Source organism: Streptococcus mitis (genome assembly GCF_946188585.1).
GTDB classification, from domain to species: Bacteria; Bacillota; Bacilli; order Lactobacillales; family Streptococcaceae; genus Streptococcus; species Streptococcus mitis_DG.
In genome coordinates, this window is the sequence record NZ_CAMHVI010000001.1 from 119,776 (window position 1) to 144,664 (window position 24,889).

The window sequence follows — 24,889 nt, forward strand, 5'->3', positions numbered from 1 at the left end:
TCTTTCTGCTATGTTAAACATAGTATATCACAGGTAGGCTCGGCTTTCATCAGTCCTCAGGCTGATTTATTAGTAGCAATTTACCTCGACAAACTCCACAGCGATAGCGTTTAGTATCAATCCTTCTCTTGCGCTGATACCTTTGCTGGCAGGATTGACAACGATAAAGTTTGAGTGGTTTAGAGTGACTATTTGTCAAGGAGGGCACAAAGCGTAATCCATCAACTGCTTTCAAAAGTTCCTTAAAATCCCTATCCTTGTGTTGATAGCCCTTCCCTTGAAAATAGAGGTGATAATGACAGAGTTCATGTCGGACAATTTTCCTAAAAACATCCAGACCCAGTTCCTGATAAACCTTGGGATTAAAATCCAAATGCCCATCTTTGGGGAAAAATCGCCCACCTGTCGAACGTAGACGCCTATTCCACTGGACATGATGGATAAAAGGTCTGCCGAAGTCTTCTAGTGAGACCTGCTTAACGTAATCAGTCAGTTTCATTTGGAGCTAGGAGCGACAGATTGACTTTTTCACGTTCAGTATCGATTTTCTTAACCCAAACCGTTACCAAATCTCCGACTGACACTACTTGGCTAGGATGTTTGATAAATTTGCGACTCATGTGAGAAATATGAATCAAGCCGTCCTCGTGAATCCCGATATCAACGAAGGCACCGAAATCAACAACGTTACACACCACACCTTCTAGCTTCTGACCGACAACAAGATCCTTGATATCCAGTACATCTTGACGGAGAACTGGAGCATCAAAAGAGTCACGGAAATCTCGACCTGGTTTGAGAAGATCTGCAATGATATCTTTAAGAGTTTCTGGACCAAGATTCAGTTCTTGCGCCATTTCCTTGACTGAAAGGGACTTGAGTTTGCTTTGGGCTTCTTCGTTTAGGTCTTTAATATCTAAACGTTTGAAGAGCTCCTTAACAGCAGCGTAGTTTTCTGGGTGAACCCCTGTATTATCAAGGATATTGCTACTTTCAGGGATACGAAGGAAACCAGCGGCCTGTTCAAAAGCTTTAGCACCCAGACGAGGAACTTTCTTGATTTGGGCGCGTGAAGTGATTTTTCCTTCCTCCTCACGGTATTTGACAATATTTTCAGAAATGGTTTTATTGAGTCCAGCGACATGGGAGAGAAGAGCTGGGCTGGCTGTATTGATATTGACACCGACTTGGTTTACCACGGTATCGACGACAAAGTCCAGACTCTCAGATAGTTTCTTCTGACTGACATCGTGTTGGTATTGACCGACACCAATTGACTTAGGATCGATTTTGACCAACTCTGCAAGAGGATCTTGCAAACGACGTGCGATAGAAATAGCAGAGCGTTTTTCAACGGTTAGGTCTGGAAATTCCTGACGAGCAAGTTCGCTGGCAGAATAGACCGAAGCACCACTTTCATTGACGATAACATAGCTGACTTCAGGGAAATCTTTAAGAACTTCCGCCACAAAGGCTTCACTTTCACGACTAGCAGTACCATTTCCGATGGCAATGATTTCCACGCCGTACTGACCAATCAAGTCTGCCAGATCTTTCTTAGCTTCTTCGATTTGACGAGCTGATGCTGGTTTGACAGGATAAATGACCTGAGTTGTCAGCATTTTTCCTGTAGCATCAACGACAGCTAGCTTGGCACCTGTACGAAAGGCAGGGTCAAACCCAAGAACCACGCGCCCTTTCAATGGAGCAACCAAGAGGAGATTGCGCAGATTGTCAGAAAAGAGTTGGATAGCTCCTTCCTCCGCTTTCTCAGTCAATTCTGTCCGAATACGGCGCTCGATAGCAAGCAAGACTTTTTTCTTAACGGATTGCTGAACCACTTCATCAATATAAGCATTTTTCACCTTGAAACGAGTAGCAAAGAAGGCAAGAATACGGTCCGTCGCATGTTCAAAACCGACCTTCAAGACACCTAGCTTCTCCCCACGATTGAGGGCCAAGGTACGATAACCCTGCATATTACCAACTGTCTCTGAAAAATCATAATAAATCTGAAAAACCTGCTTTTCATCGAGACTTTCATCCTTGACTTGAGAAGTGAGTTTAGAGTGTCTCAGCACTTCCTGATAAGTCATAGCACGTAAATTGACATCCTCCGATAAGGCTTCGACCAAGATATCAACTGCACCAGCTAAGGCTTCCTTGCCAGTCGCAAATCCTTCACAGACGAACTTTTCAGCTTCCTTCTCTAAGTCAGTTACATTCTGCAAAATCAAGCGAGCAAGAGGAAAGAGTCCAGCTTCACGGGCAATGGTTGCCTTAGTCCGACGTTTTTCTTTAAAAGGTAGATAGAGTTCTTCTACGTCTGCTAATTTTTCGGCAGCTAAGATAGCTTCTTCCAATTCCTTGGTCAACTTGCCTTGTTCGTGAATTTTGGCTAGAACAGCTTCCTTGCGGTCATTTAGGTTGGTCAAAGTCTTATCCAAGTCAATAATAGCCTTAATCGCCACCTCATCCAGACTACCAGTCATGTCCTTGCGATAACGCGCGATAAAGGGAATAGTTGCCCCTTCAGCTGTTAAAGACAAGACAGTATCAATTTGTTTTAAGGTCACACCCAAATCTTGGGAGATTTTTTCATATTTTTTATCCATAAATCTATTATACCATAAGCTAAACGTTTCAAATTACCTCTTACAATATTTAAAAACAATATGTGGGGAATAGATTTATATTCTATAGTGCAATAACTTGTACTTAGAGAGCATTACCTCCTTTTTTAACCACCCCATGACATCAAAAGTATTTAATGGATCAGACATAATAGCCAGTTCTGGGACCCGCATTATTGAGAAGGTTGCAATTTAATTCTAATAGTTGACAAAAGGATCAGTGATTAATTTCACTGTTTTTATTTTTGACAATAATGCGCCACGATTCTCCCTCCCTATTCTTCAAGAAAACGTTTTTTTGAAGAATAGGATTGTAATTTCTGTTTCTAATCGTTCAAAATGCGTGTTTTTGAGAAATAAAAAAACGCAAGCCTGAGCCTGCGGTGGGTGTAATCTATTTTGAAATTTTAAATAAAAAAGGAGCATTTAAGCCCCTCCTTTGAAATAACGGACAATTGGCTGGTCGGTGTACCCAGCATCTCAGATACCTTTTTCAAGGTGCGGCAGGAACCTTTCTGCCCTCAAATGTCTTTCGTTAATATTATTCTAGCACTATCTACTTTTTTTGTCAAGTTTTCTCAATCTACCAGACTTAATACGACTTTGTAACTTGTAATCTTGTAAACGATACATGGTCGGAACATAAAAGAAATCACCACTTTTATGTAACTTGATGGCAACAAGAACATTATCATCAAATCTTTTAACATATTCAAAACTAGCATCTTTCTCTCGTGGATTGACCCCAACGAAATCTGGATTATCTAGTATAAGTTCCAGATCTTCGATATGATGAATCACATCATTATGATGCCGTTTCAACATATGACTTCTTAAACCTTCTTTGTTAACCTTGATATCACTCGCTTCAATAATAATATTAAAAATTTCTTTTACTTCGTCGGTAACCTGACCGATTTTTTCGTGATTCATAATTTCCTCCGTTACTTCATAACTATTATATCACAACCATATATCAGGATATATCAAGCTCTATTATTCCTTAGATACTCAATTTTAACTTTTCCCTTTTCCTCAAAATAATAGTATAATAGAGGTAGAATTTAGAATCGAGGTACACCTATGGCTGTAAAATTTACAAAAACGGACGACTTGGACAAGATGTTTGAAGAGTTTGCGAAACTCCCTGATTTGAAACAAGTCACTTTCCCTGATGACAAAGAGAAAAAAGCCAAAGCAGAAAAGAAAAACTAGATGACTGCTTTCCAACAACTCCCATCTAGTGTGCTTCAGACTGGGGCTATTTTTCTCTCTATAATCATTGAAGCCCTACCATTCGTTCTGATCGGAAGTATTGTTTCAGGACTGATTGAGGTTTATATCACACCTGAAAAAGTTTATCATTTTCTCCCTCGCAATCGTTGGGGGAGAATCTTTTTTGGGACCTTCGTTGGGATACTTTTCCCTTCTTGTGAATGTGGAATCGTCCCCATTATCAATCGTTTTCTGGAAAAGAAGGTTCCCAGTTACACGGCAGTTCCCTTTCTCGTAACAGCACCTGTCATCAATCCTATTGTTCTCTTTGCGACCTATTCTGCCTTTGGAAACTCCTTCCATGTCGCCCTGCTACGAGCTCTGGGTTCCATTGTTGTGGCTGTGATACTTGGAATTTTTCTGGGATTTTTTTGGCAAGAACCCATTCAAAAAGAAAATCGTTTTGCCTGTCATGAGCATGATTTTTCTCACTTGAGCCCTGCAAAGAAAGTTTTTCAAGTCTTTGTGCAGGCCATTGATGAATTTTTTGATACGGGGCGTTATTTGGTATTTGGCTGTCTCTTTGCCTCTGTTATACAGGTCTACGTTCCGACACGCATTCTGACCTCTATCAGTGCGACCCCTCTTTTTGCCATCCTGCTCTTGATGCTTTTGGCCTTTCTTCTGTCGCTCTGTAGCGAGGCGGATGCTTTTATCGGTGCTTCTCTTCTCTCAAGTTTCGGTTTGGCACCAGTTCTGGCCTTTCTTGTGATTGGCCCAATGCTGGATATCAAGAATATTCTCATGATGAAAAATTACTTGAAAGCACGATTTATCAGTCACTTCATTACGATTGTGACTCTGGTCGTTTTAGTCTATTCTCTCTTGATTGGAGTCATCCTATGATTCGATTTTTAGTTTTAGCTGGCTATTTTGAACTGACCATTTATCTCCATCTGTCGGGCAAATTAAACCAGTACATCAACATGCACTATTCCTATCTGGCCTATATTTCCATGGTGCTTTCCTTTATCTTGGCAATCGTTCAATTGTATATCTGGATGAAGCAAGTCAAAACCCACAGTCATCTGAATAGCCGATTAGCGAAGGCAACAAGTATTGCTCTTCTGGCTATTCCAATTGTTGTTGGTTTAACTTTCCCAATTGTTAGCTTGGATTCTCAGACCGTATCTGCCAAAGGCTATCATTTCCCCTTATCAGAAGGAACAGATCAAGCCATTCAGACCAGCGAAGGGACGACAAGCCAATATTTGAAACCAGATACCAGTTCTTATTTCTCAAAAACAGCCTATGAAAAGGAAATGAGAACGGCGGCGGATAAATACTTGTCTCAAGATAGCATTCAGATTACGAATGAAAACTATATGGAAGTCATGGAGGCTATCTATGACTATCCAGATGAGTTTGAGGGCAAGACAGTCCAGTTCACAGGCTTTGTCTACAATGACCCCAGTCATGCCAATAGCCAATTTCTATTCCGCTTCGGCATTATTCACTGTATCGCAGATTCTGGTGTATATGGATTGCTGACCAAGGGAAATACTCGTCAGTATGAGAATAACACCTGGATAACAGCCAAAGGAAAACTGGTCAATCACTACCATAAGGAACTCAAACAAAACCTCCCAACCTTGGAAATTGACAGCTTTACCAAAGTCGATAAACCAGAAAATCCCTACGTGTATCGAGTGTTTTCAAAGATAAAACGAACAAGTTCTCTTCTGAATGACAGAAAAAGAGCCTGTTCGTTTTTTATTATATGAGATGTAGGAAGACACCGAAAATTCTCACTCATCAATAAAAAGAGACAATATCAGTTTCTGCATGACAGATTTCTAATATTGTCTCTTTATTTTTTTCTTATGCTCATTTCAATCCAACATACTAGCTTATTTTTTAATTTTTTCTCTAATAAAATGTTTAGAAACCCATTTAGAATAGCTTATCATTTTTTCATCAGTTAAAGCTCCTACCGCTATCGTCACACACATATCAATAGCTTCTTCCGCAGAAAAAGAAAAGTGATAACCATTTAATTGTAAAAATTGAACCAAAACATAAAAGGCTGTTCGCTTATTGCCATTGGCAAAAACATACTTCTTTATCAATCGGACAAATAATATTGTTGCGTTATCAAAAATTGTTGGATAAAAAGGTTTACTAAAAACAAATTGTTCTGGTAAGTTTACAATCATATTTAACGCTGAAGGACTAAATGTTTGAATTTGCTTATTTGGAGAATACCGTTGAATTACTAAAGCATTGATTTTTTCAATTTACTCTTCCGTTAAATATACTGTCATTTTTCTACCAAAGCTTTGAAAACTTCATCGTATTCATCAAAAATTGTATCCAGTTTTAAATCAAAGGCATCATCAGAAACATAAGAAATCTGATGTCCAGACTCTTCGGGAATAAAGATAATTTCGTCACTTGTGATATTGAATTCACTGGGAATCGTAATGGTAATTGAATTTCCTTGTTTTCTTGTTTTTACTGCCATATGATTTCCTCCTTTGAAGTATGGTAACAAATAAGTACGGTAATTACAATGATAGTGTAAAACTGCTATCTCATATCAAATCTTAACCAAAATACTTCTGCATAAGTGATTTTTTCAAGGTTTCTAATTCTTCCAGAGATTTTTTAATTGTCAATTATGATTTTGCTCTTTATGTCATATATTAAATATTTGTTAGAGGATTTGCGTTACCTTCAGTCCAAAGCATTTCCCACAACTGATCAATTTTATTTTTTAATTCACCTGTAATCATATAATCTCTTTTCTTTATTTTTTAAAGTTATTAATATCCCTATTTTAACAGATTTCGAACAAACCTTCAATTAGGTTTATATCTATAAGAATTTTTTCCAAAAATAAAAAAGCAAACACAAAATATGGTTCACTTTTTAAACATCCTACTCTCCATCCTTCCAATTCCGAGCAATTTCTTCATCTTTCTGGAGTTGATCTACCAGTTCTTCAACGGAGTCAAATTTGACCATTTCTCGGACACGGTCTAGCCAGTAAACAATAACTGTTTCACCGTAAATATCATCTGAAAAATCAAAAATATTGACTTCAAAACGTGGCTCTTCTCCATCAAAAGTAACATTTTTCCCGACACTCGCCATTCCACGATATCTTTTACGTTGCACTTCGACATCGACTACGTAAACACCATCTGCTGGCATATAGGTTCGATCTCGTAAAACTAGGTTTGCTGTTGGGTAACCGATAGTCCGTCCACGAGCATTACCATGAACAACCATTCCACGTGATGGTAAAGGAGTACCGAGTAAATAATTAGCTTCCCTGACATCTCCATCAAGAATAGCTTGCCGAATACGAGTAGAACTAATCTTCCCCTTTTCATCCTCAACAGGTGGAACAATGATGATTTCTCCATCAAAATAATCCTTCAGGTCAGCCGCAGTTTTTTTATCAGAACCAAAGGTGTAATCAAATCCTGCTACGATAATAGCGGGTTTTAATGCCCTAACATAGGTATCAAAGAACTCTTGACCCGTTAAACTAGCAAATTTACTACTAAAGTCAAGTAAGAAAAGAGCCTCTACTCCATGCCATTTCATCTTATGTTCCCGTTCTTCATGGCTGACAATATGAAGCATTAATTCTGGCTTGTAAGGTTGCAAAGCAAGCTTAGGGGACTCTGTAAAGGTCATCACGACAACTGGTAGATAATCTTTCATCGAAGCCTTACTAGCTACTTCAAAAAGCTTTTGATGTCCCTTATGAATACCGTCAAAATAGCCTAATACAAGAACTGTTTTATCCGGTACTGCGATGTCTTTTTCATTTTTTATAGGTACTGTTGTAATCATGAAACTATTATATCATAGAGAAAGCCTTTTCGCTAAAAGGAAAGCCCAAATGTCGTTTTTTGCCCCTAAACTGACCTTAAAAAACTTTTCAAAATGTTAGTTTAAAAAAATAGCACCTCCTAAGAGATGCTATCGTTTAGCGCTTAGTTTACTGTTTCTTCCAAATCTTTTAACTTAACCGAAACAATTTTTGAGACACCTGATTCTTGCATGGTCACTCCATAGATAGAATCGGCTGCTGCCATGGTTCCCTTACGGTGGGTTACGACGATAAACTGGCTGTCCTTATCAAAGCGGTTAAGGTAATCCCCAAAACGTTTAACATTGGCTTCATCTAACGCAGCCTCTACCTCATCTAAGATAACAAACGGGATAGTCTTAACTCGAATGATAGAGAAAAGCAAAGCAAGAGCAGAAAGAGCTTTTTCACCACCACTCATGAGGTTAAGCGACTGGATTTTCTTGCCTGGTGGTTGGACAGAAATCTCAACCCCAGCTGTCAGCAGGTCTCCCTCAGTCAAAATCAAGTCTGCTTGACCTCCGCCAAACATCTGCTTGAAGGTCACTTTAAAGGATTCACGAATAGCCTCAAAGGTTGATTTAAAGCGTTCCTTAACCTCATCATTCATCTCTGTGATAGTCTCAAGAAGCAGATTTTTCGCAGACAGAATATCATCTCGCTGGCTATTTAGGAAATCCAGACGGCTGTAGACTTCTTCATACTGTTCAATAGCGTCTAAATTGACAGGACCCAGTGAGCGAATAGCTTTCTCCAAATCCTTAACCTCTTGCTCAGCTAGATTGAGATTTTCCAATTCATGTGCATTTTCTAGAGCTTCAGTATAGCTAATCTGGTACTGGTCTGTTAATTGACTTTGTAGATGGCGCAAACGCTCGCTGACCTTTTCTTTCTTGGCTTCAGCACGAGTTTGCTTGCGAATCCACTCTTCATTCTGCTGACGAGCCTGATCCAAATGACTGGCAATATCATCCAGCTGACCTTCTATATCATCCAACTCAAACTGCTTACGAATCAAACCTTGTTGGAGATTTGTTTTCTGAGTTTTGGCTTCTTCAGCCTGTTGACTGAGCAATTCTGTATCAACCTTCTCCAGATTATCAACCTTTTCTTGAAGAAGGCGCTGAATTTCCTCTTGCTCAAGATCAAGATTACTTAGTTCCTTACCTAAGCGTTCAATATCAGCCACTTCATAACGTTTTTGTCCTTGCAGTTCTGTCTTAAGCAAGCGAGCTTGCGCTAGCTCTTCCTGCAAGTTTTGATAGCGTTCTTGGATGGCGTTTTTGTTAGACTTAATCTCTTCAATCTCAGCTTCCAGATTTTGCTTGTCGCTTGCGATTTTAGTAAGGCGCTCTTGGCATTTTTCCTTATCCGCTTGCCAATCTCCCTCAGAAAGACGATTTAATTCCTCTTCTTGAAGTTTCCAAAGAGTTTCCAGTTCTTCAACTTGCTGACTGGTCTGCTGATAAGCGAGAGATAAACCTTGCTCCTGGATACGAGCCTGCTCTCCCTGAGATTTAATAGCTTCTAATGATTCGGTCAATCTAGCTATCTCATCTTGCAAGGTCTTCAAACTCGCTTCATCTGTACGCAAGCTTGCTTCTTCTTTAGCAATTTCTTTTTGCAATTGCTCCAGCTCTGGCTTGATGAAAATACTATTATTCTGGCGATTGGCTCCACCTGCATAGGAACCACCTGTACGTAACTCTGTTCCATCAAGGGTTACCATACGAACCTGATAACGAACTTGGCGCGCTGCTGCACGCGCATGCTCTACAGTATCAAAAATAGCTGTCGTGGCTAGCAAGTTCTTGAAAATGGATTCCAGTCTAGTATCGAAAGTAACTAACTCATCTGCCATCCCAAGGAAACCTGGGCTTGCAGCAATAGCATCTTGGTTCTGACTAGAAATCGTACGCGCCTTGATAGTGGTCAAAGGAAGGAAGGTCGCACGACCAGCTCTATTTCGTTTGAGGAAATCAATCGCCTTGGTTGCCGCGTTTTCATCTTCTACGATGATATGCTGACTGCTAGCTCCAAGCGCAATTTCTAGGGCAGTTTGATAATGTACATCAAAGGTCAAATGTTCACTGACTGCACCAACGATCCCAGCAAGACGGTCTTTTTCTTGAAGAACACTCTTAACACCCGCGTAAAAGTTACTGTGATTTCTAAGGATATTCTCTAAACTCTGGGCTCGAGCCTGCTTGTTTTTGAGATTATCCAGACGGTCAAATAGTTGACTTTGTTGAGCTTGATAGGAAGATTTCTGCTCCTCTTGCTCCTTGGCAATAGCTTGATAGTCAGCCAATAATTTCTGAACTTGCTCCTTGGCAGTTTCAAGCTCTTCTTTTTGATGACTAGCCTTCTCTTTAGCTGTAGCTAACTGTTCTTTCAACTTTTCTAGTTGATCTGCTTGTTTTTGAGAAAGCTGACGACTATTTTCCAATTCATTCTCAATACGGGTCAGATGGTTTGAGACATCCGCTTCTTCTTGTAAAAGAGATACAAAGCGTTCACGTAAGAGCTCAATCATCTGATCTGGATCGTCTGAAAAAGCTAGCAATTCAGCTTCTAAACGATTGAGTTTTTGATTATTTTGGACTAGATTTTCTTCTAACAGAGCTAAAGAGCTTTCTTTATCAGATTTTTCTTTGCTGAGTGAATTTCTCTTATCCTCTAAGGCAGCCAAACGAACTTGTGCTTCCTGTTGATTCAGGGCTACTTGCTCGGACTCCAGTTTTGATAAGGCTAATTTTCTCTCTAAATCACTAATCAGACTGGTCAAGTCCATCAAACTTCCTTGATCTTTGGCCATTTCAGCCTGCAAATCTTGGCGTTGCTTTTTAAGAGTTTGATTTTCCTCTTCTAATTTTTCACGCTTTTGGTAATAACTAGTCAATAGTTCCTGAACCTGAGCTAACTCTTCTTCTGTCGAGTCTAGTTCAGCCTTATTTTCCTTGATTTGAGCAACCAAAACATCTAAATAAATGGCCTTACGTTGACCTTCCAAGTCTAGAAATTTACGGGCATTCTCAGCTTGCTTCTCAAGAGGCTTGATTTGATTATCCAACTCGTAGATAATGTCCTCTAAGCGGTCTAGATTATCTTGAGTTTGCTGCAGCTTGCTCTCAGTTTCTTTTCTGCGAGTCTTGTATTTTAAAACTCCTGCAGCTTCTTCGAAAATAGCACGACGTTCCTCAGGTTTGGAGTTGAAAATCTCCTCAACCTTCCCTTGGGAAATGATGGAGAAGGAATCTCGTCCCAAACCTGTATCCAAGAAAAGGTCATGAATATCACGTAGACGGACTTTCTTACCGTCAATCTTGTATTCGCTATCTCCACTACGATAGATATGACGTTCCACCCTGATTTCTTGACCAGCGTCCTTGATAAATCCGTCATGATTATCCAGAGTCACAACTACAGAAGCATAATTGAGTGGCTTGCGACTTTCTGTTCCAGCAAAGATGACATCTGGCATCTTGCCACCACGGAGACTCTTAACACTTGACTCCCCCAAGGCCCAACGCAGACTTTCTGTAATATTCGACTTTCCAGATCCATTGGGTCCAACAACTGCCGTCACACCTTGGTCAAAGACAACCTTAGTCTTGTCAGCAAAAGACTTGAATCCCTGAATTTCGATTTCCTTTAAATACATGAATCCAGCCCTTTCTCAACGGCATTTTTGGCAGCTTCCTGCTCTGCTAATTTCTTAGAACGACCTTGACCTTGACCAATGCTCTTACCTTCAACTAGAACTTCTACATCAAAGACCTTATCGTGAGCAGGACCCGTTTCAGAAATCACCTGATAACGAATAGCCACATCCCCATTGACCTGAAGTAACTCTTGGAGATGGGTTTTGTAGTCTGTAATCATTTCAAATTCGCCTGCTTCAACCTTAGGAATCATGACTTGATAGATAAATTCCTTGACCTTGGCCACATCCTTGTCCAAAAGAAGGGCACCAAGAAAAGCTTCAAAGGCATCACCAAGAATGGTGTCACGATTGCGACCACCAGATTTTTCTTCCCCTTTACCAAGTTTTATAAACTGGTCAAACTTGCAATCACGCGCAAAGCCAGCCAAACTTTCCTCACGGACAATCATGGCACGGAGTTTGGACAAGTCGCCTTCAGGCTTTTTAGGATATTTTTTATACAGATATTCTGAAATCAATAACTGTAGAACAGCGTCTCCTAAAAATTCCAAGCGTTCATTGTGTGAAATTTTTAAGAGGCGGTGCTCATTGGCATAACTCGTATGAGTAAAGGCAGTTTCCAGTAAATTTTTGTCTGCAAATTCGATTGCAAAACGGCTTTTTAGTACAGTTTGTAATTCTTTCATACCAACCTCTTTCTAACTGATAACAGTCCTTTTTATTATATCAAAAAAAGCCCCCTGAGTCACTTTAAAACGGGACTGGAGGGAATTTGGGCATTCTTTAGACAAAGATTTTCAGTTTTATACTCAATGAAAATCAAAGAGCAAACTAGGAAGCTAGCCACAGGCTGCTCAAAGCACTGCTTTGAGGTTGTAGATAAGACTGACGAAGTCAGTTACATATATCTACGGTAAGGCGACGCTGACGTGGTTTGAAGAGATTTTCAAAGAGTATTAGAGGCAAATTTGAGGCAGGATAAATAAAAAGCCCTATTTAAAGGCTTTTTTAGAATATTTACATCCACCCTGAGGGAATCGAACCCCCATCTCAAGAACCGGAATCTTACGTGATATCCATTACACTAAGGGTGGAAACTTGTTTTATTATAACAGAAATTTGCTCTAATAACAAGTTTTTTTCTGGCCATATAGGCCGTCTTAGTGGGAAGCATCCCCATTCCAGATAGAGTTTTTCACGATCACATAATCAACGTGTTTAAGATCAGCAACCTGACGTCCACCCGCATACGAAATAGCACTTTGAAGGTCTTGTTCCATCTCAGTTAAAGTATCTTGCAAGTGCCCTTTGGCAGGAAGCAAGATGCGTTTGCCCTCCACGTTTTTGTAAGCACCTTTTTGATATTGTGAAGCTGAACCATAGTATTCTTTGAACTGTTCACCATCGACTTCAATCGTCTTCCCTGGACTTTCGATGTGTCCTGCAAAGAGGGAACCAACCATAACCATGCTGGCACCGAAACGGATAGACTTGGCAATATCACCGTGAGTACGGATCCCACCATCAGCGATAATCGGTTTACGGGCAGCCTTAGCACACCAGCGTAGAGCAGCCAACTGCCAACCACCTGTACCAAAACCAGTCTTGACCTTGGTAATACAAACCTTACCAGGACCGATTCCGACCTTAGTAGCATCCGCACCCGCATTTTCCAACTCGCGAACTGCTTCTGGTGTTCCCACATTTCCAGCAATGACAAAAGTATCTGGCAATTCTTTCTTGATGTGTTGAATCATAGAAATCACGCTATCTGCATGACCATGGGCAATGTCAATCGTGATATATTCGGGAGCATCAGCCTTGAGCTGGCTAACAAAATCATACTCATAGTCCTTAACACCGACAGAAATAGAAGCAATGAGACCTTGATCGTGCATGCGTTTGATAAAAGGAATGCGTCCTGCTTCATCAAAACGGTGCATAATGTAGAAGTAACCACCTTTAGCCAGTTGCTCTGCTACACTTTCATCCAAAATCGTCTGCATATTAGCTGGCACAACAGGTAGTTTGAAGGTGTGATTTCCTAGAGTGACACTTGTATCCGCTTCTGCACGGCTTTTAATCACACATTTATTTGGAATCAATTGAATATCTTCGTAATCAAAAATTGGAAATTCATTTAACATATCGATGTCTCGTTTCTTTTGTAATGACCTACCTATGCTCTCGCATCACTACGCCTTTTCCGACGTTTCCTTAATTTATTATAAACTAAAGTACAGTTTTTGTCAAATAATTTTATAATTTAAAATATATTGTTCGGATTTTATTGTGTAAATAATAAAAGAAAGAGGAGAGATTATTTTCTCCCCACTTCGTTAGCAATATTCCTTTTAAAAATTTCTTCTGAGTTTTCCATCATTTCACAAAATTCACTATAAGATGAAGACTCCTGAGGAATTTGGATAGACCATTTCTTCAACAAAGCTCCATAACCTGCTAGCTTTCCTATCTCATTATCAACAACCTTGTCCTTGCTCGGAAAAACAAGACCAGCCTTCTCAGCTTTTAAAATATAAGAATAGGAAATCAGCTGGAATAAGTCCTCACGGTTGATTCCTTTTTCAGTCAATTCCAGTTTTTTATACTTAGCATCTAATACTATTTTAAGCTCTTCTTGATAAAAATCTGGATATACTTTTCGTTTTCCAACAAAAAATACTGAAATACCACCTAGCTTTTCTTTATTTCGTGGATGGATGAAATCTTTTGGCAACAAGGTATAGACATACTCTTCCCAAAGCCAGGCAACATCAAAAAGAATACCATGAATTTTTTGATCTTGATATCCTAAACCGTGCTTTTCTTGGTTTAGGATCATCAGACAAAGTTCTTGTAACTTTCTGTACTCGTGAAAATATGCATGACGTATCGGTTTAGATTGATTTACCCGAATAATCTTAGCACGATCAGCTAGTTTATAAGAGGGCGTTACACGCACGATTTCTGCTACATTTTCACGACTAGTCAAGAGATTATCAAGAACCCCTTGCCCAATGCTTTTCTTATTCTTAATGTATTCAATAGTGTGACGGATTAGCTGCATGAGAGGATTATCATAGGTGAACTCTCTCGTTGTGTAGGCAATATTTCCCGTGAAAGGAAGGTTTTTCTTAAGATGGTTTCTTACATCAATCACTCCCTTAACATGACTGTCATTATGAGAAAATCTCTGGTATTCCTTATAAAAACCTTTTCGAATTGCAGCTTGTAAATACTTAGGGAAGAGATATATCAAGAGTTGATAGAGCTTATCTTCAGGAGATAGACCGACATCCAAACTAGTCAGATTGATATTGAGAACCTTTTGTAAGAGATAATGCAAAAAATAGTCATTACTCTCATCAGAAAAACGTGAGGAAATCGTTAATCGTTCCTGTCCATATCCCAGAAAACCAATTACATTTCCTGTCTTGATTTTCTGATTAACTGTTTCAAAGATTTTTTGGTCCTTCTCTAAGTCAGGAGAATTCTTCAAATCATTTGGAAAAATAAAGATATTTTCCTCTTTACAAAGGTTATCCAGTGTTCTATCAAGAAGTGCTTGACTTAGCTTAGGATATTCTGCGACAAAGTCTTCTTTAGCAATTCTATGCTGATTATCAGTTATACGTATTATCATTCTCAACGCCTTCATTGTTATCAGCTACTGCCTGATCTTGTTGCTCATTCTTTATCAGGTCGAATGCTTTTTTCAATGTATACAGAGTTTCAGCCTCCTCATAAGAGCCTCGTAAGTAATCTTCCAAAAGTGGTTTGAGGTAATCAGACCAGAGTAATTCATAATCAAAGTTTACTTCTTCTAGTTTAAGGAAATAACTTGGTCCGATATGATAGTGACTGTTTAACTCTTGAACATTTTCGATAGCAGCATTTAAGTTTCTAAGACGAAGTTTTGCTTCTTCTGCATTGTCTTTGAGTTCTTTATCTAGCATTCCTAACTGACTTTCAGCTGTTATTTCTACAAAACGGAAGCGACGACGCATAGCAAAATCGAAAGTATCAACAGATCTGTCTATATCATTCATGGTTCCGATGATATAGACATTGTCAGGGATATAAAATTTCTCATCAGTTTCATGTAAATTAGCATATTGGGTAGATACACTTCCCTTTTCACCACGATAACCAGGATCAATTGAGAAAAATAGTTCTCCAAAAATCTTTGAAATCTCACCACGGTTGATCTCATCAATAATGAATACAAAGTTTTTGTCTGTGTTAATCTCTGTTGGAGAAACATAATCAGATAAGCCATAACTTTCTTTCATGTGATCTAAAACGATTTTTTGATAAGTTTCGTACTTTAACTTAGTCTTCTCACCCTTGTACAAAAGATATACTTTTTCTTTGGTAGCAACAGGAGAATCAAACTTCACATTCCCTTGGCTATTTAAACTAGCTGGAACTGAACTACGAGGAAACAAATATTGTCCCTGTTTCTCATTGATAGTATCCGTTAGTTTAGTCCAAGCTTCATCAAAATTATCTTGTCCTCCAGTCTTCTTAGCTGCTTTAGCCTTCTGGCAAAACTGCTTAAAAATACCATCTTGTAATTTAAACTCGATAGCTCCATCCCCATTTGATATCGGTCTCAATCCCTCTACAAAATCCGTATAGTCATAAGATGGGTGAAACTGTACAAAGCCGATTTGGTCTTCATTGCCATCCGTTAATTCTTTAGCGATTTCTTTAGCAAGATAAGTTTTTCCTGTACCAGGAGCACCACGGAGGATGAGGTTTTTGGATTGTAATAGAGATTGAGTTAATTGATGACGAAAATTGTTTGATGAATCCATTGTACTATTTTCTTCCTTATTTTCCATAAAGAGCTTAGAATACTCAAAAAGCATAGTTCCTAATTTCGATGGCTCCAACTCAGGATAAGTTTTGGACAACAGTTCAATTATTTTATGATTTTGCAGATAAGGTCCACCTTGAGTTGTTTGAGAAACAAAGTGGCTCCAAAATTCTTTTTGACTATTAATATTTACACCAAAGAAAGGATATCCCTCAGAATAGATACAAAGTAATTTTGTCACCATAGCAGAACGACCAATAAATTCATTTGTTGATCTTTTCATATCAAAAATAGGATTTTCAAAGTTAAAACGAATACCTTCTTTGATAATTTCATACAAATCTGATTTTAATTTTGAAAATCGTTGATCCAACTCTAAAATCTCATTATTAGCTTGATCTTTATATTTGTTTGTTTTTTTATTCCAATAAATACCAAATTTTGAAGCTGAGCCACCAGAAATTCCAAGAAATAGATTTTTGTATTTTCCCTTCTCAAGAGCGTAGCACAAAGACTTATTTTGCTGTCCCTTTCCTATTACATATTCATCGATTGACATTGTTAAAATCCTATCCAAAGGCCATTCCTGGAGAAACTCTTCTTTTAATTTATCATTAAACTTTTCACCAGCAGTTGCCTTATTTAATAACTCTTCTTTATTCAGACTGTACCATTTATAAAAATCTTCTAAACTAACTTTTCTTTTCGTCATCAATCTTACTCCTTTTATAATAATGTTCGAATAAAAAACTATATATTCCACATATAGAATATCATATCTATATAAAAAAGAAAAGAAATTCTAAACAAAAAGCCCAGTGTTAGGAGCTTAAATATCTCATAACACTAGACTTCATTTTTATCTTAGTAATACTCACCCTGACGGTAGTCCCATGAGTTAAAGGTATCTGACAGGTGCATCATGATTTTATCAATGTCAAGCCCTTTACGGATCACAACTGGAGCTGGTGAAGTTGATCGCGCTCCTCCTTGTTCTGGGATGAGTTTGCCGTCTTTATCAACCATAGACACCATCACACCTTGTTCGTAGCGAGTTTCAATCGTTTTGTCAGGTTGTATGGATGCCACGTAGTCATCTGCCTCGATGACAAGGTCCACTGCTCCTTCGATACGTTCTCCGATACCTTCTACCTTACCACGGTTTCCTTTTCCAGATGGGTTTGCAGATGAAGCGTAGACCATTTTACCTTCTTCCCAAAGTTTGGCAGCCAATTGTTCCCCAGCTTTCCCAAATTTGATAACAAAGCAGCTAGTACCACGCACGTCAGTCATAAGTTCTTCACGGCCATCCCCGTATGCTTTTAGTTTTTCAAAAGCTTCTGGTTTCCATGGAAGGATACAACCAAGAAGAATATCTTCATCCCAATGTTTTTGGTAAAAGGCTTCAATTTCTGGGTTAAGTTGCGCTAAAGCACGAAGCTCCTCCATGCTACCACAAAGTACAACACCTGGTTTGTTACGGTTACGTTCTTTAGCTTCAAACTTGCGTTCAAGTCCTGCCTTATCACTAGTCATGATGATGTAACCAACTTTTGTAGGGCAAACGATACATCCGCCCTCACCTTTTAAAATGTCATAGCCTTCTTGTGAAAGTGTTCCGTTCCATTGAATGTGTTTTGTCATAGTTCTATATTTCCTTTTCTATTTTTTCTAATCCTGCCAGTAGGCTGGTCGTTGTTTTTCATAAGCAGCAATCAAGTCTTCATACTGCAAGGTAATACCGATATCATCTAAACCATTTAAGAGTTTATGTTTCCATTCGCTATCAATTTCAAAAGTGAATTCTCCAACTGGTGAGATGATTTTTTGTTGTTCCAAGTCCACAGTTACCTGGTCACTTGGTTGTAGCTGAGCTAGTTTCTCTCTAACCTCTCTGGGCTGAACAATGGGCAACATGCCATTATTGAGTTCATTATTGTAATGAATGTCCCCAAAAGATCCTGCAATCACGACCTTAAAACCATAGTCCGCTAGAGCCCAAGCTGCGTGTTCCCTCGAAGAACCTGCCCCAAAGTTATCCCCTGAGATGAGGATACTTGCTTTGCGATATTCAGGTCGGTTAAAGACAAAGTCAGGATCCTCAGTATACTTGTCATCCAGATAACGCCAAGCATACATGAGATACTTACCAAAGCCTTTCTTATCAATCAACTTGAGAAACTGCTTGGGTAGGATTTGGTCAGTGTCAATGTTATCATTCATGAGAGGAACGGTCGTTCCTGTATAAACTGTAAATTTCTCCATATCCTCTCCTTACTGGGCTTCTGGCATTTGCCGAACATCTACAAAGCGCCCTGCAATAGCTGCCGCAGCTGCCATGGCTGGACTACAGAGATGGGTCTTAGCTCCAAATCCCTGCCTGTCTTCAAAGTTTCGGTTGCTGGTTGAGGCACAGTGGACCCCATCAGGAACCTTGTCAGGATTCATCCCCAGGCACATGGAGCAACCTGGGTCTCGCCACTCAAAGCCAGCATCTAGGAAAACCTTATCCAAGCCCAACTTCTCCGCAGCTCGTTTAACAGGACGAGAGCCTGGAACCACGATTGCTGTTAGATTTGGAGCTATCTTCTTCCCTTTGACAAATCGAGCCGCCAGCTGCAAGTCACTGAGACGAGCATTGGTACAAGACCCGATGAAGATATAGCCTAGTTCAATATCCGCTGGCTTTTGACCAGGTTCCAAATCCATGTAATTGTATGCGCGCTCATCATTCATATCCTTAATTTCTGGGAAACTGCTGTCAAAGTCAACTCCCATAGCAGGATTGGTTCCCCAGGTTACCATAGGAGCTAAGTCTGAGACATCCATCTGGATAACCTTATCGTATACGGCATCGTCATCACTGACAATTGTTTTCCAATCCGCCACAGCCTCTTCGAAATTCTCTGGAACACACTCGCGTCCCTTGAGATAGTCATAGGTAGTCTGATCCGGATTCATGATTCCCATCTTGGAGCCAAACTCGATGGACATATTGCAGATGGTCATTCGCTCTTCCATGCTCAATGCATCAATCGCTTGTCCCCGATATTCCACCACATAGCCAACACCACAGGCAACGCCGTACTTGGCAATTAAGGCTAAAATATAATCCTTAGAATAAACTCCTTTTTGAGGAACACCAGTGAATTCTACCAGCATTTTCTTAGGTTTGACCTGCCAGAGGGTTTGGGTAGCAAAGACATGTTCGACTTCACTGGTCCCAATTCCAAAGGCGATCGCTCCGAAAGCCCCGTGGGTTGCCGTATGGCTATCTCCGCAGACGATGAATTTTCCTGGTTGCGTCCGTCCTGTTTCTGGACCAACCATGTGAACGATCCCCTGTTTTTCAGAACCGTGGGCTGCATGTTCAATCCCAAATTCCTCAACATTTTCAGCAAGCTTATCAATTTGAGCCTTAGAAATCACATCTCGAATATCATAGATATTGACTGTTGGGACATTGTGGTCAAAGGTTCCAAATGTCAATTCTGGTCGTCTCAATCTACGACCTGCGTCTTGTAATCCTTGAAAGGCCTGAGGACTGGTCACTTCGTGGATATAATGCTGGTCCACGTACATGAGTTGGGGCTGCCCCTCTTCTCCTGTGATGACATGACGGTCCCATAATTTATCAAAAATCGATTTTCCTGCCATCCATTACCTCCAAATAATATATAAGGCTACTAGTGTGGTCACCATCCCGAGAAACCAAACCGTTTTAAAGTACCATTTTCTAGTCTTGTGATGAAAGATGATTCCTGCTAACCAGGCACCAAAACCACCACAAGTAAAGGCTAAAATGAGTAAGATTTTCTCAGGGATGCGCCAAGCTCTTCTCCTTGCCTTGGATTTGTCAATGCCATAAATCAAGAAAACCATGACATTCCAAATCAAAAGGACTAGAGTAATTTTTTCGTCTAACTTCATAACCTTGCAATAATGGCTTCTGTCATTTCCTTGGTAGAAGCCTGTCCACCAATATCTCTTGTTAAAACACCAGCTGCCAAACTTGCCTCAACAGCACGCTCGATACGCTCTGCATCCTCATAACGTCCAAAACTGTCTCTCAACATCATGGCAACTGATAAAATCATGGAGATAGGATTGGCAATTCCTTGACCAGCAATATCAGGTGCTGAACCGTGAATAGGTTCATAGAGACTTGGTCCATTTTCAGAATGACTGGCTGATGGCATAACCCCAAGTGTGCCAGATAGAACGCTTGATTCATCAGACAGAATATCTCCGAAAAGATTCTCTGTCACGATAACATCAAACTTGGCAGGATTGGTAATCATGAGCATGGCAGCTGAGTCCACCAATTGGTGTTCCAAGGTTACATCTGGAAAATCCTGCGCGACTTCCTCAGCTACTTTCCGCCAAAGTTTTGAGGTCGCTAGAACATTTTGCTTATCGATACTAGTCACGATTTTTCTGCGATTTCTTGCAATTTCAAAGGCCTTACGAATAATCCGCTCCACTTCCTCATAGCTATAGTCGTTAATATCACGCGCTTTTCGCTCTTCAAGGATATGGTCCCCAAAGTAAATCCCGCCTGTCAACTCACGCACAACTACAAAGTCTACACCAGCAATTCGTTCTGGTTTGAGTGGTGACAAATGCTTGAGACTATCAAAGATTTTTACCGGGCGAATATTGGCATAGAGATTGAGTTCCTTACGGAGAGCCAGCAAGCCTTGTTCAGGGCGAACCGCTGCTCCATCATACTGAGGACTACCGATAGCCGCTAGGAGAATAGCATCTGCTTCTCTACATGCCTTGAGGGTTCCATCAGGTAAGGGATGCCCTGCAGCATCAATACCTGTACCTCCGAAGGGTCGTCTGTCAATCTCATAGTCAAAACCTGTTTTTTCAGCTAGAGCCTCCAGAACCTCTAAACCAGCCTCCATGATTTCTGGACCGATTCCGTCCCCTGCTAGAGCTACTATTTTCTTTGTCATAGCATTCTCCTTTACACACTCGGCATGTCGCGGTAAGAAACACTGCGTCCCATCTCACCAGCGTTCTCTTTTTGAACAAAGGTATTAGCATTGATGTAGGCAATAGCCGAAGCCTTCAACACATCGAAATCAAGACCAGCTGCGTTAAAGATAGTTTCCGTATCTCTGTTTTCAACAGTGACCAAAACCCGAGCTTGGGCATCAATTCCATCTGTCACCGCATCAATATTATAGGACACCAAGCGGACGGATTGGTTAAAGAACTTATCGATAGCATTAAAGATTGCTTCAACAGAACCTTGTCCTGTCGCATTAAATTCGACTTTCTCACCATCCATATTGGCTAGGCTAACAAGCGCTTCAATGTCATTATCTGCATGAGTTTGAAGTTGTAAATCATCAAAATGGAAGCCTTCTGGATTTTCAACCATGGTTCCAGCGACCAGAGCTCGAATATCTGCATCTGTAATTTCTTGTTTCTTATCGGCCAGAGCCTTGAACTTAGCAAAGAGTGGTTTGATATCCTCTTCTGTAAAGTCTAGGGCCAATTCTCTTAGTTTTTCAACAAAGGCATGGCGACCTGACAATTTACCAAGCGGAAGACTATTGCTCTTAACACCAACCAATTCAGGTGTGATGATTTCATAAGTAAGAGGATTTTTAAGGACTCCGTCTTGGTGAATACCAGACTCGTGAGAGAAGGCATTGCCACCAACGACGGCCTTGTTTTTAGGAACTGGAATACCAGAGAAACGAGAAACCATTTCTGACGTATTGATGGTTTCATTTAGGACAATACTTGTCTCTGCCTGGTAGTAATCTTGGCGAATATTGAGAGCCACTGCAATTTCTTCCAAAGCAGCATTTCCAGCTCTCTCACCTATTCCGTTGATAGTCCCTTCGACACGTCCTGCACCGTTCTTGACAGCAGCAAGGCTATTTGCCACTGCCATTCCGAGGTCATCATGACAGTGAGGCGAATAGATAATCTGACGATCCGTCTTGACATTCTCAATCAGGTGTTTGAAGATTGCTCCATACTCTTCTGGTGTAGTAAATCCAACCGTATCAGGGATATTGATATAAGACGCCCCTGCGTCGACAGCTGTTTGAACAACTTGCAAGAGGAAATCCAACTCTGTTCTAGTTGCATCTTCAGGAGAGAATTCGACCACTTCAAACTTAGAACGAGCATAAGAAACATGCTCCTTGATAGCTTCCAAAATCTCTTCCTTGCTCTTATTAAGCTTATACTTGCGGTGAATCGGACTGGTAGCAATAAAAACGTGTACTTGTGGATACTTGGCGTCCTTGAGGGCCTCATAACAAGCATCAATATCAGACTTGACAGAGCGGGCTAGACCAGTCACGGCTGTTTTCTTCAAGACCTTAGCAATCTCCTGCACTGCCGTAAATGAGTCTGGGCTAGCCGCTGGAAAACCAGCTTCGATGGCTGAAATGCCCCATTTCTCCAGCTGCCTTGCAATGGCAATTTTTTCCTTGATTGAGAAGTTAACACCCGGTGTCTGCTCTCCATCCCGAAGGCTGGTATCTAGAAATTCAACTGTTCTCATAAGATTTCCCCTTTTCCAAATGTGGTTTTTAAAAAAACATCTCGCTTAGAAATCCAAGCGAGATGTTGATTCACTCCCGCTTGGTAAGCCAAACAGGACTAATGCTTTTTGCACTAGCCCGAGTACCTCAACAACAAAGCAAATTGATTAAACTTAGCTGTTTTCATGTTTGACTTTCTCCTTCGTTTGATATCTTGTTTAGTATTTTAGCATAGCTAAAAACACTTGTCAAGAAAAAATCCAATATTTTCTGAAAATTTCTTCAGTAAAGAATATTTCGCTAATTGAAAGTTCTTGAAAAATCTTGAAATGTTTCATTTTTTAGAAGTTAAATTCCAACTTTTTTCTATCAATTCCAGTAACTCTTCATCCGACAAGGTATCATCAAAAGCCACACTAATCCAGTAGCGTTTGTTCATATGAAAAGCTGGATAAATCCCCTTTTGTGAAAGCAAGTCCGCTACTTGATCGTGTTTGAGATTAACTGCTTCCACTAATCCTTCTCTCCCCTTATCTAACCTATCCCAAGGTATTCTCATCAAAACAGCATACCACTTTTGATTGCCTTCATGTCTTAACACTGCCGTATCAGGCGATTTCTCCCACAGATACTCCAGCTGATTACCATACTTTTCCTGAACTTGAGTCATGATTCGTTTAGTCTGAGGGCAGATAAAATCCTGTACCTCAAAACAAGCCTTCCGAATCTGGTAAAGAATCTCCAAACAAGCCTCACGGACACTTCCTGCAAAACTTCCCCTCATGCTTTCCATATGAACTTGAGGATAGAGGTCGCCCGTTTCCTGATCAAAGACCTGAAAACTCACATTATCAGCAGTGATGGACACAACCATGACAAAGTCACCTTGCAAAATCTGGCAACTATAAGTCCAGACTTCCCCATTTTCTACAAAACCATAGGCACGAGCCTTTTCTTGATTAAACTGATAGGATTTAAAAATTTTAAACATAAGTGAAAACTGCTACCCAAAGCTAGCAGTTCCTTTCCATTTTTTAAAAGACAACCTTGGTTCCGTGCAATTGTGTCACGCCCAGCTGGTCAATAAAGGTTTGACGGTTGTCAAGGTCAATCCCCCCACCTGGTAGAATTTCAATCTTACCTTTAGCGTGCTCTAAAATTCTGTGATAGTGAGCAAAACGTTTGTCTAGCGAATCGCCAGACATACCAGCACGAGTTAAGATACGAGTGACACCAGCTTGGCTGAGCCAGTCAATAGCTTCCAGTTGATCTTCATCACTCAATTCATCAAAGGCCATGTGGAAGACAATTTCCATTCCTTTTGATGCAGCAATCAATTTTTCAAGATTGGCCTTGTCCAACTTCTTATCAGCATTCAATGCACCAAATACAACTCCTTGACTTCCAGCCTGAGCAGTTAAACGAATGTCTTCTAGCATGATTGCAATTTCTATATCATTATAGACAAAGTCACCACCACGAGGACGAATCATGGTCATGATAGTCGTTTCATAGTTAGCTGCCAGTTCAACCGCTGCCTTGGTCACTCCATAGCTAGGTGTTGTCCCACCAACTGCTAGATTGTCACAAAGTTCAATTCGGCGAGCTCCAGCCTGCATCGCTTTTTCAAGCAAGGTCACATTTTCAGCACAAAATTCGTAAATCATTTGATTCTCCTTGAAGATTACTTTAAATTTATTATATCATATTGTTGTAAATATGCTTTCAATTTTATCAAGGGAAATAACTACTATTTTAACTATTCTTTGTCTGGAATAACCTTAAAGAGATAATAGGTGATAAAGATGGTCAAAGCACCCAGACCGATTTTGACTGGTAAAAGAGGGGCAAAATAAATGGAAATTCCCATCAAGATGTAGATAGAAACGATGATTTTTTTCTTACGTTCACGCGCAATAGACTTGGTCTCACGAAAATCAGCCACATATGCTTGATAGAGCTTGGTATGGTAAAGCCAGTCTTCGAAACGCTTGGAACTTCTGGAGAAACAAGCGATAGACAACAAAAGAAAGGGAGTTGTTGGCAACAAGGGCAGAACAACCCCAACAATAGCTAAGGCTAGTGATAAAAAACCAATAATTAGATAAATAATACGCATAACTACTCCTAATTAAAATAATCTTCTTC

Annotated in this window: 22 protein-coding genes, 1 tRNA gene and 2 pseudogenes; 3 read left to right on the forward strand and 22 right to left on the reverse strand. The window is 40.1% G+C overall.

Annotated elements, in window-relative coordinates:
* Positions 1-49: 49 nt before the first annotated feature.
* The 4 genes and pseudogenes from N8M66_RS00590 to N8M66_RS00600 all read right to left on the reverse strand — a co-directional run bounded on the left by N8M66_RS00590 (position 50) and on the right by N8M66_RS00600 (position 3,566).
* Positions 50-499: a SprT family protein gene (locus N8M66_RS00590; protein ID WP_261044972.1), complete on the reverse strand. Its 450-nt coding sequence runs from the start codon at positions 497-499 to the stop codon at positions 50-52.
* Positions 486-2,615 (reverse strand): Tex family protein, encoded by a 2,130-nt coding sequence (locus N8M66_RS00595; protein WP_261044973.1) that lies wholly within the window; start codon positions 2,613-2,615, stop codon positions 486-488. The genes N8M66_RS00590 and N8M66_RS00595 overlap by 14 nt, the downstream gene beginning before the upstream one ends.
* Positions 2,616-2,718: 103 nt before the next feature.
* Positions 2,719-2,801 (reverse strand): annotated as a pseudogene (locus N8M66_RS09440) (acetyl transferase); the annotation flags it as partial.
* 384 nt (positions 2,802-3,185) lie between these two features.
* Entirely contained in the window at positions 3,186-3,566 is a 381-nt protein-coding gene (locus tag N8M66_RS00600; protein ID WP_084863369.1) for a PBECR2 nuclease fold domain-containing protein, read from the reverse strand.
* A gap of 150 nt (positions 3,567-3,716) precedes the next feature.
* Here N8M66_RS00600 and N8M66_RS00605 point away from each other — a divergent pair, with 150 nt between their 5' ends.
* From N8M66_RS00605 to N8M66_RS00615, 3 genes and pseudogenes are all read left to right on the forward strand, one after another.
* On the forward strand, positions 3,717-3,848 hold the full coding sequence (locus tag N8M66_RS00605; RefSeq protein ID WP_004234728.1) for an SPJ_0845 family protein: 132 nt from the start codon (positions 3,717-3,719) through the stop codon (positions 3,846-3,848).
* Positions 3,849-4,754, forward strand: a complete 906-nt coding sequence (locus N8M66_RS00610) for a permease (RefSeq protein WP_261044975.1) — start codon at positions 3,849-3,851, stop codon at positions 4,752-4,754. It abuts the gene before it with no gap.
* Positions 4,751-5,563: pseudogene (locus tag N8M66_RS00615) on the forward strand (TIGR03943 family putative permease subunit); the annotation flags it as partial. The gene N8M66_RS00610 and the pseudogene N8M66_RS00615, both read left to right, overlap by 4 nt.
* A 195-nt stretch (positions 5,564-5,758) precedes the next feature.
* Here the strand turns inward: N8M66_RS00615 and N8M66_RS00620 are convergent.
* From N8M66_RS00620 to N8M66_RS00705, 18 genes are all read right to left on the reverse strand, one after another.
* Positions 5,759-6,145 carry a type II toxin-antitoxin system death-on-curing family toxin gene (locus N8M66_RS00620; protein WP_261045461.1) on the reverse strand — a complete coding sequence of 129 codons (387 nt, stop codon included), beginning with the start codon at positions 6,143-6,145 and terminating at the stop codon, positions 5,759-5,761.
* Between the two features lie 23 nt (positions 6,146-6,168).
* Positions 6,169-6,372, reverse strand: coding sequence for an AbrB family transcriptional regulator (locus N8M66_RS00625; protein WP_261044977.1), 204 nt, complete (start codon positions 6,370-6,372; stop codon positions 6,169-6,171).
* Between the two features lie 416 nt (positions 6,373-6,788).
* Positions 6,789-7,715, reverse strand: a complete 927-nt coding sequence (locus N8M66_RS00630; protein ID WP_070482704.1) for a bifunctional riboflavin kinase/FAD synthetase — start codon at positions 7,713-7,715, stop codon at positions 6,789-6,791.
* Between the two features lie 143 nt (positions 7,716-7,858).
* Positions 7,859-11,398 carry a chromosome segregation protein SMC gene (gene smc / locus N8M66_RS00635; protein ID WP_261044980.1) on the reverse strand — a complete coding sequence of 1,180 codons (3,540 nt, stop codon included), beginning with the start codon at positions 11,396-11,398 and terminating at the stop codon, positions 7,859-7,861.
* Positions 11,389-12,087, reverse strand: a complete 699-nt coding sequence (rnc, locus tag N8M66_RS00640; RefSeq protein WP_125415789.1) for a ribonuclease III — start codon at positions 12,085-12,087, stop codon at positions 11,389-11,391. Before rnc ends, smc begins: the two co-directional genes overlap by 10 nt.
* A 336-nt stretch (positions 12,088-12,423) precedes the next feature.
* A tRNA-Arg gene (locus N8M66_RS00645) sits at positions 12,424-12,495 on the reverse strand.
* A gap of 66 nt (positions 12,496-12,561) precedes the next feature.
* Positions 12,562-13,548, reverse strand: a complete 987-nt coding sequence (locus tag N8M66_RS00650) for a GMP reductase (protein ID WP_049539787.1) — start codon at positions 13,546-13,548, stop codon at positions 12,562-12,564.
* Between the two features lie 173 nt (positions 13,549-13,721).
* On the reverse strand, positions 13,722-15,044 hold the full coding sequence (locus tag N8M66_RS00655; RefSeq protein WP_419991937.1) for an McrC family protein: 1,323 nt from the start codon (positions 15,042-15,044) through the stop codon (positions 13,722-13,724).
* Positions 15,025-16,935 (reverse strand): McrB family protein, encoded by a 1,911-nt coding sequence (locus N8M66_RS00660; protein ID WP_261045463.1) that lies wholly within the window; start codon positions 16,933-16,935, stop codon positions 15,025-15,027. Before N8M66_RS00660 ends, N8M66_RS00655 begins: the two co-directional genes overlap by 20 nt.
* A 152-nt stretch (positions 16,936-17,087) precedes the next feature.
* A complete protein-coding gene (locus N8M66_RS00665) occupies positions 17,088-17,867 on the reverse strand; it encodes an L-threonylcarbamoyladenylate synthase (protein ID WP_261044988.1) in 780 nt (259 codons plus the stop codon).
* 27 nt (positions 17,868-17,894) lie between these two features.
* Positions 17,895-18,488 carry a 3-isopropylmalate dehydratase small subunit gene (gene leuD / locus N8M66_RS00670; protein WP_000410625.1) on the reverse strand — a complete coding sequence of 198 codons (594 nt, stop codon included), beginning with the start codon at positions 18,486-18,488 and terminating at the stop codon, positions 17,895-17,897.
* Positions 18,489-18,497: 9 nt separating this feature from the next.
* Entirely contained in the window at positions 18,498-19,880 is a 1,383-nt protein-coding gene (gene leuC / locus N8M66_RS00675; RefSeq protein WP_261044989.1) for a 3-isopropylmalate dehydratase large subunit, read from the reverse strand.
* Between the two features lie 3 nt (positions 19,881-19,883).
* On the reverse strand, positions 19,884-20,153 hold the full coding sequence (locus N8M66_RS00680; protein WP_247927898.1) for a DUF1294 domain-containing protein: 270 nt from the start codon (positions 20,151-20,153) through the stop codon (positions 19,884-19,886).
* Complete coding sequence (gene leuB / locus N8M66_RS00685; protein WP_261044991.1) at positions 20,150-21,187, reverse strand: 3-isopropylmalate dehydrogenase; 1,038 nt, start codon at positions 21,185-21,187, stop codon at positions 20,150-20,152. The genes N8M66_RS00680 and leuB overlap by 4 nt, the downstream gene beginning before the upstream one ends.
* An 11-nt stretch (positions 21,188-21,198) precedes the next feature.
* Positions 21,199-22,761: a 2-isopropylmalate synthase gene (locus N8M66_RS00690; RefSeq protein ID WP_261044992.1), complete on the reverse strand. Its 1,563-nt coding sequence runs from the start codon at positions 22,759-22,761 to the stop codon at positions 21,199-21,201.
* 314 nt (positions 22,762-23,075) lie between these two features.
* Positions 23,076-23,732 carry an MmcQ/YjbR family DNA-binding protein gene (locus N8M66_RS00695; RefSeq protein WP_261044993.1) on the reverse strand — a complete coding sequence of 219 codons (657 nt, stop codon included), beginning with the start codon at positions 23,730-23,732 and terminating at the stop codon, positions 23,076-23,078.
* A 43-nt stretch (positions 23,733-23,775) separates the two neighbouring features.
* Positions 23,776-24,408 carry a copper homeostasis protein CutC gene (locus N8M66_RS00700; RefSeq protein ID WP_261044994.1) on the reverse strand — a complete coding sequence of 211 codons (633 nt, stop codon included), beginning with the start codon at positions 24,406-24,408 and terminating at the stop codon, positions 23,776-23,778.
* Between the two features lie 92 nt (positions 24,409-24,500).
* Positions 24,501-24,860, reverse strand: coding sequence for a YbaN family protein (locus tag N8M66_RS00705; RefSeq protein ID WP_001220352.1), 360 nt, complete (start codon positions 24,858-24,860; stop codon positions 24,501-24,503).
* Positions 24,861-24,889 lie beyond the last annotated feature (29 nt).

Bases quoted from the DNA above. Each gene is read 5' to 3' on its own strand.
- N8M66_RS00590 (WP_261044972.1), bottom strand. From the start codon at position 499: ATGAAACTGACTGATTACGTTAAGCAGGTCTCACTAGAAGACTTCGGC.
- N8M66_RS00595 (WP_261044973.1), bottom strand. From the start codon at position 2,615: ATGGATAAAAAATATGAAAAAATCTCCCAAGATTTGGGTGTGACCTTA.
- N8M66_RS00600 (WP_084863369.1), bottom strand. From the start codon at position 3,566: ATGAATCACGAAAAAATCGGTCAGGTTACCGACGAAGTAAAAGAAATT.
- N8M66_RS00605 (WP_004234728.1), top strand. From the start codon at position 3,717: ATGGCTGTAAAATTTACAAAAACGGACGACTTGGACAAGATGTTTGAA.
- N8M66_RS00610 (WP_261044975.1), top strand. From the start codon at position 3,849: ATGACTGCTTTCCAACAACTCCCATCTAGTGTGCTTCAGACTGGGGCT.
- N8M66_RS00625 (WP_261044977.1), bottom strand. From the start codon at position 6,372: ATGGCAGTAAAAACAAGAAAACAAGGAAATTCAATTACCATTACGATT.
- N8M66_RS00630 (WP_070482704.1), bottom strand. From the start codon at position 7,715: ATGATTACAACAGTACCTATAAAAAATGAAAAAGACATCGCAGTACCG.
- smc (WP_261044980.1), bottom strand. From the start codon at position 11,398: ATGTATTTAAAGGAAATCGAAATTCAGGGATTCAAGTCTTTTGCTGAC.
- rnc (WP_125415789.1), bottom strand. From the start codon at position 12,087: ATGAAAGAATTACAAACTGTACTAAAAAGCCGTTTTGCAATCGAATTT.
- N8M66_RS00650 (WP_049539787.1), bottom strand. From the start codon at position 13,548: ATGTTAAATGAATTTCCAATTTTTGATTACGAAGATATTCAATTGATT.
- N8M66_RS00655 (WP_419991937.1), bottom strand. From the start codon at position 15,044: ATGATAATACGTATAACTGATAATCAGCATAGAATTGCTAAAGAAGAC.
- N8M66_RS00660 (WP_261045463.1), bottom strand. From the start codon at position 16,935: ATGACGAAAAGAAAAGTTAGTTTAGAAGATTTTTATAAATGGTACAGT.
- N8M66_RS00665 (WP_261044988.1), bottom strand. From the start codon at position 17,867: ATGACAAAACACATTCAATGGAACGGAACACTTTCACAAGAAGGCTAT.
- leuD (WP_000410625.1), bottom strand. From the start codon at position 18,488: ATGGAGAAATTTACAGTTTATACAGGAACGACCGTTCCTCTCATGAAT.
- leuC (WP_261044989.1), bottom strand. From the start codon at position 19,880: ATGGCAGGAAAATCGATTTTTGATAAATTATGGGACCGTCATGTCATC.
- N8M66_RS00680 (WP_247927898.1), bottom strand. From the start codon at position 20,153: ATGAAGTTAGACGAAAAAATTACTCTAGTCCTTTTGATTTGGAATGTC.
- leuB (WP_261044991.1), bottom strand. From the start codon at position 21,187: ATGACAAAGAAAATAGTAGCTCTAGCAGGGGACGGAATCGGTCCAGAA.
- N8M66_RS00690 (WP_261044992.1), bottom strand. From the start codon at position 22,761: ATGAGAACAGTTGAATTTCTAGATACCAGCCTTCGGGATGGAGAGCAG.
- N8M66_RS00695 (WP_261044993.1), bottom strand. From the start codon at position 23,732: ATGTTTAAAATTTTTAAATCCTATCAGTTTAATCAAGAAAAGGCTCGT.
- N8M66_RS00700 (WP_261044994.1), bottom strand. From the start codon at position 24,408: ATGATTTACGAATTTTGTGCTGAAAATGTGACCTTGCTTGAAAAAGCG.
- N8M66_RS00705 (WP_001220352.1), bottom strand. From the start codon at position 24,860: ATGCGTATTATTTATCTAATTATTGGTTTTTTATCACTAGCCTTAGCT.